Genomic DNA, 14,329 nt, shown 5'->3' with positions numbered 1-14,329 from the left:
GTCCGGCCGTCCCACTGATTTGTCATGCGCATTGTTAGTGCAGCGAGGGGAGAGAACAAGGGTCGCTTTTCAGCCGCCACCCCGGTCACCGCCGCCAGCGGTCACCGCGGTCCTTTGGTCGCACCGGGGCCACGCCCCTTCCCGTTGCCCTTGTCGGAGTCCACGGCGGAGTCGGAGGTCGCGGCGGCGGACGGGGAGCTCGGCGTCGCCCCGGCCGACGACGGGCTCGTGGGCTCCGAGGACGCGCCGGCACCGGTCGACGGGGTCGCCGTCCCCGCCCCGGCGGACGCCCTCCGCGTCGCACCCGCGCCCGCGTTCCCGGTCCCGGGCCCAGTCGCCGACGCGGACGCCCCCTCGGCGGGCCCGGCCGGCTCCACGGGCGCCGACCGCACGCCCGTCGGCGTCCCCTGCGGGCCGGTCTTCCCGGACGGCCCGGAGAAGGCCACCCCCGCGACCACCGCGGCCACGGCCACCGCACCCGTCGCGCCGACGGCGAAGACCACCCGGCGGGGACGGCGGGCGGCGCGCCGCCGCTCCGCCCGCCCGCCGGGCCCGCCCGGGTCGTACGCCCGCGCGATCCGCGGCAGCTCGGTCGTCTCGTCGTACGCGTTCTGCCAGCCGTGCGCGACGGCCGGGTCGACGTACTCCTCGTACGCCGGCGCGTCCGCCGCGTTCGGGAGGTACACGTTCGGCGGCACCGGGGGTATCCCGCTCTCACCTGGCTTGGACATGGCCGCGGATTGTAGATACCGGTGGGGCCGCTGGGACAGCGGAGGGTGATACCGGGACAAACATCCCGTCTCGCGTGGCGGAAAACACGCCCCGCGGAGCGTTACCGCCCCGTAAGCTCCCTGGCATGCAGGTGATCCAGTCGACCAAGCTCGCCAACGTCTGTTACGAGATCCGGGGCCCGGTTCTCGAGGAGGCGATGCGCCTGGAAGCGGCAGGCCACCGCATCCTCAAGCTGAACACCGGTAATCCGGCCGCCTTCGGCTTCGACTGCCCGCCGGAGATCCTGGAGGACATCCTCCGCAACGTCTCCTCGGCGCACGGCTACGGCGACGCCAAGGGCCTGCTCGCCGCACGCCGGGCGGTCGTCATGCACAACCAGACCCTGGGCATCGAGACCGACGTCGAGCACGTCTTCATCGGCAACGGCGTCTCCGAGCTGATCGTCATGGCGATGCAGGGCCTGCTGGACGACGGCGACGAGGTCCTCGTCCCGGCGCCGGACTACCCCCTGTGGACGGCCGCGGTGTCCCTGTCCGGCGGCACGGCCGTCCACTACCGCTGCGACGAGCAGTCCGACTGGATGCCGGACCTCGCGGACGTCGAGCGCAAGGTCACCGACCGCACCAAGGCGATCGTCATCATCAACCCGAACAACCCGACGGGCGCGGTGTACGACGAGGCGATGGTGCGGGGCCTGACCGACATCGCCCGCCGCCACAACCTGCTGGTCTGCTCGGACGAGATCTACGACAAGATCCTCTACGACGGCACGCAGCACACCCCGACCGCCTCGGTCGCCCCGGACCTGCTGACCCTCACCTTCAACGGCATGTCGAAGGCGTACCGGGTGGCCGGCTACCGGGTCGGCTGGATGTCGATCTCGGGCCCGCGCGCACACGCCGACTCCTACATCGAGGGCCTGACGATACTGGCGAACATGCGCCTGTGCGCGAACATGCCGGGTCAGCACGGGGTGGTCGCCGCGCTGAGCGGGCGGCAGACCATCAACGACCTGGTGCTGCCGGGCGGGCGGCTGCGTGAGCAGCGGGACGTGGCGTACGAGCTGCTGACCCAGATCCCCGGCGTGACCTGTGTGAAGCCGAAGGGGGCGCTGTACCTCTTCCCGCGGCTGGATCCGAACGTCTTCAAGATCAAGGACGACCGGCGGATGGTCCTGGACCTGCTGCGCCAGGAGAAGATCATGGTCGTGCAGGGCACCGGCTTCAACTGGCCGGAACCGGATCACTTCCGGGTGGTGACGCTTCCCACCGTGACGGACCTGCGGGACGCGGTGGGCCGGATCGGGCGCTTCCTGGACGGCTACGGACAGCCCTGATTCCACGGACAGCCCCGAATTTTGCGATCAGCTCAACTTTAGACGAAATCCAAGCTAGGATGGCTTCCTGCCAGAGCACAGGAGGCCATCCTCATGTACGAGCCCATCCGCACCAAGTCGGTGCACAGCACGATGGCCGGCACCCCCTCCACGTTCCCCCGCCGTTCTCGCGAGGAAGAGCTGGACATCCAGCTCGCGGGCCATCTCGTGGCGCTGCTCGCCGTCACCGACGAGCTGCGTGCCTCGGCCCCCTCCGCCGACCTGGACACCGCGGCCGACCGGCTCGCGCAGCAGGTGGCCCGGCTGCGGGGAGGGCGGGCGCCGGTCCGCGCGACCCCGGCCGTCGACGAGTCGCACCGTGCGGATCTGCACCGGCGGGCGCACGCCCTCGCGGGCCGCGCGCTGGTCGTCGCGGCGTCCCGCGCGGACACGACGGCGGCGATCCTCGCGGCGCAGCGCATGGACGCGCACACCGCCGCGCTGGCCGCACAGGAACTGGCCACCGCCGGCTGACCCCTCCCGGGGTCCCCCGAACGGCCCCGGTCCGCGCGCACCCGCAGCGACGCGCGGACCGGGCGCCACGCACTGCCTGCTTGCGCTCCGAGCCGTGCCGGAGCCGTCACACCCGTAAGGGCTCCTCCATCTACGCTGCTGGAAAGCGGCGACTTCCGTCGCCACGGCAGGACCGGGGACGGCGTGAGCTGATGCCGGCGCGCCGTGGGCGGACAGGCGAAGGCCCGCCCTGCGGTTCCCCGTCGGGGCGGACGGGGTGGCGCGGGGCGGGCCCGGGCTCCGCACGTCGTCGGGCGGAGCCTCGCCGGTCTTGGTGCTGTCACCGCGGCCGGCCGTGACGATGTTGCTGGTCAGGGCACATTCGGTAACCGGCCGCGGCGTTCGGGGTGGGCTCAGCCCAGGCGCTGCACCAGTGCGTGGTACTCGTCCCACAGCTCCTTGGGCGTGTGGTCACCGAAGGTGTTGAGGTGCTCGGGGACCAGGGCGGCCTCCTCGCGCCACACCTCCTTGTCGACCGTCAGCAGGAACTCCAGGTCGGAGCCGGACAGCTCCAGGCCGTCGGTGTCGAGGGCGTCCTTCGTCGGCAGCACGCCGATCGGGGTCTCGACGCCCTCCGCCTTGCCGTCCAGGCGCTCCACGATCCACTTCAGGACGCGGCTGTTCTCACCGAAGCCGGGCCAGACGAACGTGCCCTCGTCGTTCTTGCGGAACCAGTTGACGTAGTAGATCTTCGGCAGCTTGGACTGGTCCTTGCCCTTGGCCACGTCGATCCAGTGGGCCATGTAGTCGCCCATGTTGTAGCCGCAGAACGGCAGCATCGCGAAGGGGTCGCGGCGCAGCTCACCGACCTTGCCCTCGGCGGCGGCGGTCTTCTCGGAGGCCACGTTGGCGCCGAGGAAGACGCCGTGGTTCCAGTCGAAGGACTCCGTCACCAGCGGGACGGCCGTGGCCCGGCGGCCGCCGAAGAGGATCGCCGAGATCGGCACGCCCTTGGGGTCCTCCCACTCGGGCGCGATGATCGGGCACTGCGCGGCCGGGACGGTGAAGCGGGCGTTGGGGTGGGCCGCCGGGGTCTGCGACGCGGGCGTCCAGTCGTTGCCCTTCCAGTCGGTGAGGTGGGCGGGTGCCTCCTGGGTCATGCCCTCCCACCAGATGTCGTTGTCGTCGGTCAGCGCGACGTTGGTGAAGACCGCGTTGCCCCACAGCGTCTTCATCGCGTTGGCGTTGGTGTGCTCGCCCGTGCCGGGCGCGACACCGAAGAAGCCGGCCTCCGGGTTGATCGCGTACAGCCGGCCGTCCTCGCCGAAACGCATCCAGGCGATGTCGTCACCGATCGTCTCGACCGTCCAGCCGGAGATCGTCGGCTCCAGCATGGCGAGGTTGGTCTTGCCGCAGGCGGAGGGGAAGGCGGCGGCGACGTACTTGGACTCGCCCTGCGGCGGGGTCAGCTTCAGGATCAGCATGTGCTCGGCCAGCCAGCCCTCGTCCCGGGCCATGACGGAGGCGATCCGCAGGGCGTAGCACTTCTTGCCGAGCAGCGCGTTGCCGCCGTAGCCGGAGCCGTACGACCAGATCTCGCGGGTCTCGGGGAAGTGCGAGATGTACTTGGTCTGGTTGCAGGGCCAGGGGACGTCCTCCTGGCCCGGCTCCAGCGGGGCGCCCAGCGTGTGGACGGCCTTGACGAAGAAGCCGTCGGAGCCCAGCTCGTCCAGGACGGGACGGCCCATACGGGTCATGGTGCGCATGGACACCGCGACGTAGGCGGAGTCGGTGATCTCGACGCCGATCGCGGAGAGGTCCGAGCCCAGAGGGCCCATGCAGAACGGCACCACGTACATCGTCCGTCCGCGCATCGAGCCCCGGAAGAGGCCCTTCTCGCCGGAGAAGATCTCCCGCATCTCCGCGGGGGCCTTCCAGTGGTTCGTGGGGCCCGCGTCCTCCTCCTTCTCGGAGCAGATGAAGGTGCGGTCCTCGACGCGGGCGACGTCCGTCGGGTCCGAGGCCGCGTAGTAGGAGTGGGGGCGCTTGATCGGGTCGAGTTTTCGGAAGGTGCCCTTCTCGACCAGCTCCTCGCAGAGCCGCTGGTACTCGGCTTCGGATCCGTCACACCAGACCACGTTGTCCGGCTGGGTCAGTTCGGCGATCTCGTCGACCCACGAGATCAGTTCCTGGTGCTGGGTGGGGATGACGGGAGCTGCGATGTCGCGCGCCACGATCGCTCCTAGGTGAGGGTTTTTGTCCTTGTATGCCCCGTGGGGGCCACGACCCGGATGCTTCGCAGCGAGCTGCTGAGCGCTCATCCGGTGCCGACTGCACTCATTTGATCATCCGACGCCTCGGCCCATCTGTCCAGGGGGCGTCACAGATGAGCGGCGTGAGGCTCACCACGTGTACCCAGGACGGGTCCTCCCCACGCAATCCGCCCATCATGAGACGATGGCCACTCTTCCCCGCTCATCTCGCCTGACTGATCCGTGACTTACGGTTCCGTCGGTACGATGCGGGTCATGACTGCGTCCGCCCCCGACGCGCCCACGGACACGCCGGCCGCCGGCCGTGGTCCCGTGGCGCTTTCCTTGCCGCATCCGGTCAAGCCCAAGCTCCGCGGCTGGCTGCATCTCGGGATGTTCCCGGCCGCCCTCATCGCGGGCCTCGTGCTCACCGCGCTCGCCGACTCCACCCGCGGCCGCATAGCCTGCGGCATCTACGCCCTGACCGCCTGCCTGCTGTTCGGCGTGAGCGCGCTGTACCACCGGGGCGACTGGACCCCGCGCATGGACGGCATCCTGCGCCGCCTCGACCACGCGAACATCTTCCTGATCATCGCGGGCACCTACACCCCGCTGACCCTGCTGCTCCTGCCGGACTCCAAGGGGCAGTGGCTGCTGTGGGGTATCTGGGCCGCCGCCCTGGCCGGGATCGCCTTCCGGGTGTTCTGGGTCGGCGCCCCGCGCTGGCTGTACACCCCCTGCTACATCGCGATGGGCTGGGCGGCCGTCTTCTTCCTCCCCGACTTCCTGCGCACGGGCGGCATCGCCGTCCTCGTCCTGGTGATCGTCGGCGGCGTCCTCTACAGCGCGGGCGGCGTGATCTACGGCATCAAGCGCCCGAACCCCTCACCGCGCTGGTTCGGTTTCCACGAGGTCTTCCACTCCCTCACGCTGGCCGCGTTCGTCGTCCACTACGTCGGCATCTCGCTGGTGGCGTACCAGCACGCGTAGGCCGTCCCGCGCCTGCCCCACCCTCCGAGAAGGGCCATGACCTGCCGGTCGTGGCCCTTTTCGCGTACCCCCCGCCCGCGTCCCGGCCGTGGTCACCTTGGGGCGGATGCCCGACAATGACCACATGACGGCCGCACGCACCACCGCCCCCGCCGACCGCCCGCGGCTCGGACTCCGCGAGCGCAAGAAGATCAAGACCCGCGAGGCGATCCGCGCCGCGACCTACGCGCTCGTCGACGAGCAGGGGTACGAGGCCACCACGATCGAGCAGATCGCGGAGCGCGCCGAGGTGTCGCCGTCGACCGTCTTGCGCTACTTCCCGACCAAGGAGGACATCGTCCTCACGGACGAGCGCGACCCGGCCCTGCTGGCGGAACTGCGCTCCCGGCCCGCCGGCGAACCGTGGACGGACAGCATCCGGCACGTGCTGCGGGAGGCCGTCCGCACGGACCTGGGAGACGGCCTCGACGTGGCCCGGCGGCGCACCCGGCTGATGGTCGAGGTCCCGGCGGTGCGCTCCCGGATGATGGAGAGCATGTCGGTCACCGGCCGGATGCTCTGCGCCGCCATCGGTGAACGCACCGGCCGCGACCCCGACAGCCTGGAGGTCCGGGTGTACGCGATGTCCCTCGTCGGCGGCCTGATGGAGACCTCCCTGTACTGGGCCGAGAAAGACCACACCGAGGACTTGCCCGCGCTGATGGACCGCGCGGTGGATGTCCTCCACCGCGGCCTGTCGCGGGAAAACCGCTGAGGTCCAGCCGCTGCCCCGTGCCATCCTGACCGGGTGAGCACACCCGAGATCCACGTCGAAATCGCCCCCGAACTGGCCCTGTTCGTCCCGCACGCCCGGCGGTCCGGCGCCCACGCCCTCGCCGTCGACGGGGTCTCCACGCTCGGCCATGTCGTCGAGTCCCTCGGCGTCCCGCTGACCGAGGTCGGCACCCTGCTCGTCGACGGCGCCCAGGTGCCGTTCTCGCACATCCCCGCGCACGGCGAGTCGGTGAGCGTCCGGCCCGTCCCGCGCCCCCAGCGGGTGCCGGGCGCGCCGCTGCGTTTCCTCCTCGACGTGCATCTCGGCACCCTCGCCCGCCGGCTGCGGCTGCTCGGCGTGGACACGGCGTACGAGTCGACCGACATCGGGGACCCGGCGCTCGCCGCCCGCTCGGCCGCCGAGAAGCGGGTCATGCTCAGCCGCGACCGGGGCCTGCTGCGCCGCCGCGAGCTGTGGGCGGGCGCGTTCGTCTACAGCACCCGCCCCGACGAGCAACTCCGCGACGTCCTCGACCGGTTCGCCCCCGAACTGCGCCCCTGGAGCCGCTGCACCGCCTGCAACGGCCTGCTGAAGGAGGCCACCAAGGACGAGGTCGCCGACCAGTTGCAGCACGGCACGCAGCGGTCGTACGACGTGTTCGCGCAGTGCCGGGAGTGCGGGCGGGCGTACTGGAAGGGCGCGCACCACGAGCAGCTGGAGGCCATCGTGGAGCGCGCCCTCACGGAGTTCGCGGGCGGGCGCTGACGCTACGTCCGGCTCACGTCTCCCTTCGCGCAGGCGACGCCGTCCCGGTCGCGGTCCAGGCCGTGGCGGTCGCGGCCGTGGACCTTCAGGCCGGTGCCGTAGCCCTTCTCCCGGAGCCAGTCGCACCGCTCCGCCTTGGCGACCTTCTTCGGGAACGTCCACGGCACACACTGGCTGACGGTGCCGTAGGCGTGGTCGCAGCCGTCGTAGCCCTCGGGCATCTTGTGGCCCTTGTGGCCCTGGTTGTGCTGGTGGTCGGTCCTGGCGCTGCTCTTCGGGCTGGCCGTGCTCCGCTTGCTCGCGGGGGCCTCCTCCAGGTCCGCCGCGAACTCCTGGACGCGGGCCTGGGCGACCTGGCCGTCCGGGCCGACGCGCACCCACTTCGACACCGACGGCACGCCGGCCGCGTCGACGACCGAGAGCATGTACCAGCCGGGCGGGGCCAGGTCGGGGTTGCTGGTCAGGCTGAGGTCGATGGTGTTGCCCTCGACCGTCATCGGCAGGTCGACATAGCGCTGGTTGGGGTCGGAGGAGTGGGTGATCGCGGCCGGGCGGATCAGGGACGCCTTGACCACCGGCTTGTCGACCGTGATGCGCTGCGCGGTGCCGTACGCCCAGGTGGTGTTCGCCACCGAGGTGATCCGCGGCCGGTCGCCCTTGAACAGGTACGGCGGCTTGTAGACGGACACGCGCTGGTCGAAGGAGCCGTCGCCCGGGTTGTCGCCGACGCTCAGCACACGGCCGTCGGGCAGCAGCAGGGACGAGGAGTGGTAGGTCCGCGGGACCGGGTCGGTGGCCAGGCCCGGCTCGAAGGTGTTGGTCGCCGGGTCGTACATCGACGCCTCGAAGACGGGGTCCTCGCGGTAGGTGTGCAGGGCGCCGCCGGTCTCCAGGACCTTGCCGTCCGGGAGGATGACCGCCGAGACGTACACCTTGCCCTCGCCGCCGGTCTGCGGGCTGCCGTCCTGGTAGTGGCCCTGCGGCAGGTCCGGCCCGGGCACGTACCGCGGTGAGTCGGCCTTCATGTCGATGACGTCGACGAGCCGGTGCGCGTCGGGCGAGACGGTGTGGTTGCCGCCGCCGATGGTGATGACCTTCTGGTCCTGGGCGGGCGGCAGCAGCACCGACATCGACTGGTCCCGCTCGTCCTTCTTGCGCAGACCGGGTACGTCGGCGATCGTGCCGGCGTCGTAGTCGTAGACCGAGGCGCCGGTGCCGGGCAGGCCGTTGCCGAAGACATGGCTGCCCGTGTAGAAGAGGCGGCCGTCCTGGAGCAGGATCATCGACGGGTACAGGCCCCAGAAGGACCAGGCCTGCTTGGCCTCGCCGAGCGGCAACCACTTGTTCTGGGCGTGGGAGAAGTGCTCGTTGACGACCGTGCCCGAGGAGTCCTCGGCGAGGCCGCCCAGCGAGACGACGTCACCGTTGCCCATCGCGGTCGCCGACGGGTACCAGTGGCCGGCCAGCATGTCGTTGACCTTGGTGTACTTGTTCTGCGCCGGGTCGAAGACATAGCTGGAGCGCAGGCCCTTGTAGCCGACGCTGCCGTCGGGTGCGGCGTAGTCCTTGTTGCCGCCCATCACGAGCACACGGCCGTCGGGCAGCTGGACGTGCCCGGCGCAGAAGAAGTCCTCCGGCGTCGGGATGTCGGTGTAGGTGCCGGCCACCGGGTCGTAGACGGACGTCTTGAAGGTGCCGGCCTCGAACATGTCGAGGTCGTTGCCGGAGCCGGCGATCAGCAGGACCTTGCCGGTGTGCAGCAGCACCGAGTGGATCGCCCGGACGGGCATCTCGGTGGTCTGGACGGTCCACTCGCCCTTGCACTCCGGTCCCGTGCCGCCCGTGGTGCAGGGGTCGGTCTCGGAGGGGACGGTGGCGTCGGTCATCGTGTAGTCGTCGGTGGTGAGGGTGCCGACGCCGTAGAGGGCGCCGCCCCAGGTGATCCGGTCGGTGCCGGGCGGGATGACCGGGGTGCGGACCTCGGTGCGGCTCCAGCCGGCCGACTGCTCCAGGGTCTTGAGGTCGGTCCAGTAGACCCAGCCCAGGGTGGTGTCGTGCCGGAAGAGGGTGAACGCCACGTTCGGTGTCGTGGACTTGTACCAGAACGACAGGTCGTACTGGTGGTCCGGCGTGACCTGCGGAGCGCAGGTGTTCTCCAGCATCATCGTCTTGCGGTCGCCGTCGGCGCGCCGGGTCAGCTCGATGCGGACGGCGCGGCTGCCGGAGTGGGCGTCGTCGGTGACGGTGAAGCTGAAGTCGTTGTCCCCCCAGCCCGACTTCTCGAAGCACTGCGGGAACTGGCTGGGCCCGTCGAGTGTCTCCAGGCCGGGGTTCTTGACCAGGTTGGTGGCGGCGGTGGCGGGTTGGGCGCCCAGCGGGCTGAGCCCGAGGGCGGCGGCGAAGAGCATGAGGGCGGTCAGCAGCAGCCGGGGTGTGCTGCCCCGGGGCAGCGGACGGCGCCATGCTGGTCTTCGGGCTCCGTACATATGAGTCCCCCCTGGGATACGGGCCCCCGGTCACGGCGGGGGCCCGTGTGTCACTTGTCGTTCTCGATGCGGAGGATGTCGATCCGGCCGCCGCCCTCGCCGAAGGTGGCGACGGGGGTGCCGTGCGCGAACAGGTCCCGCAGCGTGGGCAGGTGTTCGCGCTCACCGCGCAGGGCCGCGGTGGACACGACGTAGTCGATGTCCTTCCAGCCGTGCGGCAGCGTCTTGGTGACCGCGGGGTCCTGGTCGAGCTTGTAGTGCCAGATGGCACCGGTGCCCGGCCGGTAGCCGGCCTCGACCGCGTCGAGCCAGAGCACGCCGTCGGTGACGACGCGCACCTCGGAGCGGTCGCCGACGGGCGTCTCACGCAGCCAGCGGGCGGCGTCGTGGTAGACGCCGTTGTCGGCGGCGGTCGTGGCGGTGCGGTCGCGTTCGTACCAGTGCGGGCCGGCGAGCACCGCGGCGACGGCCACGGCGGCGACGCCGGCGGTGGCCCGCAGCCGCGGCCGGCCGGGCAGGCGCGTCACCAGGGCCTGGGTGAGCCCGGCCAGGGTGAGCGCCAGGAACGGCAGGACCTGCACGATGTACATCTGCGGCAGGTAGCCGCCGGGCCTGAGCGCGACCAGCGCGAGGACCAGCACCGCGAGGGCGGCCGGCCGCAGCCGGCGGACCGCGAAGGCGCAGATCGCCGCCGCGGCCCCGCCGATCAGCAGGTACGGGTCGCGGTCGAGCCAGTCCGTGAACAGCTGGTGGGCGTCGGTGCCCTCCTGGAAGGCCGATCCGCTGCCCTCGCGCCCGCCGAGCTGGAACTTGAGCGTGCCGAGCAGCGACACATGTCCGGCGCCGGGGAACAACTCGCCCTTGAGCAGGGCGTACAGCGGATAGAACAGGCCGGTCAGGACGAACCCGGAGCCGAAGCCCGCGAAGGAGAACTTGCGGGTGCTGGGGTGGCTGCCCTGCCAGAGGGTGACCAGCAGCACCGGCAGCAGGACGCCGATGGTCTCCTTCGACAGCACCGCCAGGGCGAAGGCCGTGCCGGCGGCGACGTGGTGCCACAGGTGACGGCGCGGCGACAGCGCGAACGCGAAGGACGCCAGCACCCACAGCACGGCGAAGTTGTCCAGGTAGATCTGCCGGTGCAGGACCACCGCGAGCGGCGACAGCGCGTACAGCAGCATCGCCGCGGCGGCCGTGGGGCGGGCGAGGCCGAGGCGCCGGCCGATCACATAGACGAGGACCATCGACGCGGCGGCCACCGGCAGCATCGCGATCCGCCCCTGCACGAAGGTGGGCAGGTCGGGCAGGAGCCAGTCGGGCAGCCAGGAGAAGGCGGCCAGCTGCATCCAGCCCAGCGGCGGGTGGTCGTACCAGTAGGTGTAATGCGCGAGTTCGCCGTGCTGTACGGCCCACGCCTGCGCGAGATAGGTGCCCTCGTCGTCGTTGGGAAAGGGGAAATTCCCGATTCCCAGGATCCTCGTGAGGAGGCCGAGAAGAAGGACGGGCGCAACCCAGAAATAATCCTTCCGTAACACGCTCCCGCGTATGGAGGTGCGGCCGTCACCCGAATCCCCGGACTCCGGCCGGGAATCGGAAGAGGAATGTTCGAATACGTCTGTGCCGGACCTGTCACGCGCACGGGTGTGCGATATAGCAGTCCCCATACGGAATCCCCCCACCCACTTCTGAGGCCTGAAACAGCCGTGGGCCTCCCCCTCGAAACCCCCCGGAATCAGGCATGCCGGAGCATCATGGCACACGTTGTAGCCGGACGTGTACAGAACTTGCGCTTCCGCTTGGAACATGATCATCACGCCAGGGCCACATTGCGGGGGAAATGCCGAACCTGCTAACTTCGGCCCTACTTTGCTCGTGGACCTACGTCGATCATGCGCGAAAACTCCGCGCACAAGAGCTCGCGAGCAGTGCTGGAAGTCCCGTCGGCCGGGGGGCCACAGAAGGACGGGATCGCCCCACTGAACACATGGGTTCACACACCGTCGAACCCTTCTTCAACCATGGCTGACCAAGAAATACCGAGGGGGGAATTCGTGGTCTCCGCCATTCTTTTCATCGATTCGATCGTCCTCATGGCCGCCGCCGGCGTGACCCTGTGGTGGATGCTGCACGCCTGGCGCACCCCGGAGACGCTGGAGTCGACGGCCTTCGCCACACCCGACGGCAGAGCGGACCTGTCCTTCTCCCTGCTCGTGCCGGCCCGCCACGAGGAGGCCGTGCTGCGGCACACGGTGGAGCAGATGCTGCGCATCGACCACCCCGACTACGAGATCCTGCTGATCGTCGGCCACGACGACCCCGGCACCGCCGCCATCGCCCATGAACTCGCCGACGAGCACCCCGACAAGGTGCGCACGGTGGTCGACACCCACGACAAGAAGAACAAGCCCCGGGCGCTCAACACGGCGCTGCCGCACGCCCGCGGCGAGGTCATCGGGGTCTTCGACGCCGAGGACGTCGTCCACCCCGAGCTGCTCACCCATGTCGACTTCGCCTTCCGGCGGGAGAACGCCGACGTCGTCCAGGGCGGCGTCCAGCTGATCAACTACCAGAGCAGCTGGTACAGCCTGCGCAACTGTCTGGAGTACTTCTTCTGGTTCCGCAGCCGGCTGCACCTGCACGCCCGCAAGGGGTTCATCCCGCTCGGCGGCAACACCGTCTTCGTCCGGTCCGCGCTGCTGCGGGAGACCGGCGGCTGGGACGGCAACTGCCTCGCCGAGGACTGCGACCTGGGCGTCCGGCTGTCCAGCGGCGGCGCCAAGGTCGTCGTCGCCTACCACTCGGCGCTGGTCACCCGCGAGGAGACGCCCGACTCGATCAAGGCGCTCTACAAGCAGCGCACCCGCTGGAACCAGGGCTTCCTTCAGGTGCTGCGCAAGGGCGAGTGGCGCCGGCTGCCCGGTTTCGGGCAGCGGATGCTCGCCCGCTACACGCTCAGCACGCCGTTCGTGCAGGCCGCGACCGGTGTGATGATCCCGCTGGGCATCCTCTTCGCCGTCATCGGCGGCGTCCCGCTGCCGTTCTCGATGTTCGCCTGGCTGCCCATGCTGCCGATGGCCGCCATGATCGTCTTCGAGGCGGTCGCACTGCACGACTTCGGCCGCGAGTACGGCTTCCGCATCGGCTTCGGGCACTACGCCAGGCTGATCCTCGGCGGCCCGGTCTACGCCGTGATCCTGGCCGCCGCCGCGCTGCGTGCCGTGTGGCGCGAGTACACCGGCCGCCGCGACTGGGAGCTGACCTCGCACGTCGGCGCCCACCTCCCCGTCCAGACCCCGCAGCCCCAGGAGGCACGGTGACGGCGCTGCCCGCCGACGTGTCCATCGTCGTCCCGACCTTCAACGAAGCCGACAACATCCGTGAGCTGCTGGCCCGCGTCTGCGCCGCGATCCCCGCGGGGACCCGCGCGGAGGTGGTCTTCGCCGACGACTCCACGGACCACACCTGCGAGGTGATCGAGGAGGCGGCGGCGTGCAGCGCCGTCCCGGTGGTCCTGCACCACCGGGCCGTCCCCGAGGGCGGCCTGGGCGGCGCGGTCGTGGAGGGCATGGCCCGGGCCTCGGCCCCGTGGATCGTCGTCATCGACGCCGATCTGCAACACCCGCCGGAGCTGATACCCGAACTGATCGCCCGGGGCGAGGCGGCCGGCGCCGAACTGGTCGTGGCCAGCCGTTACGCCGCCGGCGGCGACCGCAGCGGACTGGACGGCGGCTACCGCAGGCTGGTCTCCAGCGCCTCGACGCTGGTCACCAGGTCCCTCTTCCCCCGCGCGCTGAGCGGGCTCACCGACCCGATGAGCGGCTTCTTCGCCATCCGCCGCACGGCCGTCGACCGCGCGTCCGCCCAGGACGAGGGTCTGCAACCGCTCGGCTACAAGATCCTCCTGGAGCTGGCGGTACGGTGCCGTCCGCGCGGCATCGCCGAGGTGCCGTACGCCTTCGGTGAGCGGCACGCCGGCGAGTCCAAGTCGACGGCCCGGGAGGGCATGCGCTTCCTGCGCCACCTGATCACCCTGCGCACCGCCGATCCCCGGGCCCGTGCGGTGGTCTTCGGCCTGATCGGCCTCTCGGGCTTCGTCCCGAACCTGGCCCTGCTCTGGTTCCTGACCGGCTGGGCGCCCGGCCTCCACTACGCCCCGGCGGAGATCATCGCCAATCAGGCCGGGCTGCTGTGGAACTTCGCCCTGATCGATTCCTTCGTCTACCGCAACCAGCGCCGCCACCGCCGGCGCGGGGTACGGCTGCTGTCGTTCGCGGCCGTCGGCAACATCGACCTGGTCGCCCGTATCCCGCTGGCCGCGCTGTTCATCGGCGCCGGCGGCATGACGGCCCTCCCGGCCACGGCCCTCGCCATGGTCATCGTCTTCACGGCCCGCTTCCTGGTCGTGGACCGCTGGCTCTACGGCCGTCTGCGCACGCGGCAGACCGCGGCGGTCCCCCGGGTCGCGCCGGAGAAGGTGGCGGAGCCGGTACCGGATCCGCTGGGCTGACCCGACTGCCGGCGGGCC

Annotated in this window: 11 protein-coding genes; 7 read left to right on the top strand and 4 right to left on the bottom strand. The window is 70.6% G+C overall.

Going from position 1 to position 14,329, the window contains the following annotated elements; translation table 11 throughout:
- Positions 1–101 precede the first annotated feature (101 nt).
- Positions 102–731, bottom strand: a complete 630-nt coding sequence (locus tag ALMP_RS38650) for a hypothetical protein (RefSeq protein ID WP_264936655.1) — start codon at positions 729–731, stop codon at positions 102–104.
- Between the two features lie 125 nt (positions 732–856).
- Here ALMP_RS38650 and ALMP_RS38645 point away from each other — a divergent pair, with 125 nt between their 5' ends.
- The gene (locus tag ALMP_RS38645) at positions 857–2,068 is read left to right on the top strand and encodes a pyridoxal phosphate-dependent aminotransferase (RefSeq protein WP_264936654.1); all 1,212 of its coding nucleotides are present in this window, start codon (positions 857–859) and stop codon (positions 2,066–2,068) included.
- A gap of 93 nt (positions 2,069–2,161) precedes the next feature.
- Complete coding sequence (locus tag ALMP_RS38640; RefSeq protein WP_264936653.1) at positions 2,162–2,581, top strand: hypothetical protein; 420 nt, start codon at positions 2,162–2,164, stop codon at positions 2,579–2,581.
- A gap of 392 nt (positions 2,582–2,973) precedes the next feature.
- Here the strand turns inward: ALMP_RS38640 and ALMP_RS38635 are convergent, their stop codons facing one another.
- Positions 2,974–4,794 carry a phosphoenolpyruvate carboxykinase (GTP) gene (locus tag ALMP_RS38635; RefSeq protein WP_264936652.1) on the bottom strand — a complete coding sequence of 607 codons (1,821 nt, stop codon included), beginning with the start codon at positions 4,792–4,794 and terminating at the stop codon, positions 2,974–2,976.
- 294 nt (positions 4,795–5,088) lie between these two features.
- Between ALMP_RS38635 and ALMP_RS38630 the strand changes: the two genes are divergently transcribed.
- The 3 genes from ALMP_RS38630 (at position 5,089) to ALMP_RS38620 (ending at position 7,321) form a co-directional block, all read left to right on the top strand.
- Entirely contained in the window at positions 5,089–5,802 is a 714-nt protein-coding gene (locus ALMP_RS38630; protein WP_264936651.1) for a hemolysin III family protein, read from the top strand.
- A gap of 124 nt (positions 5,803–5,926) precedes the next feature.
- Positions 5,927–6,556 (top strand): TetR/AcrR family transcriptional regulator, encoded by a 630-nt coding sequence (locus tag ALMP_RS38625; RefSeq protein WP_264936650.1) that lies wholly within the window; start codon positions 5,927–5,929, stop codon positions 6,554–6,556.
- Between the two features lie 33 nt (positions 6,557–6,589).
- Positions 6,590–7,321 (top strand): Mut7-C ubiquitin/RNAse domain-containing protein, encoded by a 732-nt coding sequence (locus ALMP_RS38620; protein ID WP_264936649.1) that lies wholly within the window; start codon positions 6,590–6,592, stop codon positions 7,319–7,321.
- Between the two features lie 2 nt (positions 7,322–7,323).
- On the opposite strand, the gene ALMP_RS38615 is transcribed toward ALMP_RS38620, so the two are convergent.
- Complete coding sequence (locus ALMP_RS38615) at positions 7,324–9,807, bottom strand: galactose oxidase early set domain-containing protein (RefSeq protein WP_375803605.1); 2,484 nt, start codon at positions 9,805–9,807, stop codon at positions 7,324–7,326.
- Positions 9,808–9,857: 50 nt separating this feature from the next.
- Positions 9,858–11,339 carry a glycosyltransferase family 39 protein gene (locus ALMP_RS38610; RefSeq protein ID WP_264936648.1) on the bottom strand — a complete coding sequence of 494 codons (1,482 nt, stop codon included), beginning with the start codon at positions 11,337–11,339 and terminating at the stop codon, positions 9,858–9,860.
- A gap of 555 nt (positions 11,340–11,894) precedes the next feature.
- Here ALMP_RS38610 and ALMP_RS38605 point away from each other — a divergent pair.
- Positions 11,895–13,121 carry a glycosyltransferase gene (locus ALMP_RS38605; protein ID WP_264936823.1) on the top strand — a complete coding sequence of 409 codons (1,227 nt, stop codon included), beginning with the start codon at positions 11,895–11,897 and terminating at the stop codon, positions 13,119–13,121.
- A complete protein-coding gene (locus ALMP_RS38600) occupies positions 13,118–14,311 on the top strand; it encodes a glycosyltransferase family 2 protein (RefSeq protein WP_264936647.1) in 1,194 nt (397 codons plus the stop codon). Before ALMP_RS38605 ends, ALMP_RS38600 begins: the two co-directional genes overlap by 4 nt.
- The last annotated feature ends 18 nt before the right edge of the window (positions 14,312–14,329 follow it).

Origin of the sequence: Streptomyces sp. A012304 (genome assembly GCF_026008495.1) — a bacterium.
Classification (GTDB): Bacteria; Actinomycetota; Actinomycetes; order Streptomycetales; family Streptomycetaceae; genus Streptomyces.
Note: the sequence above shows the minus strand (reverse complement) of the source record. Positions and strands in the feature narration are given on the sequence as shown.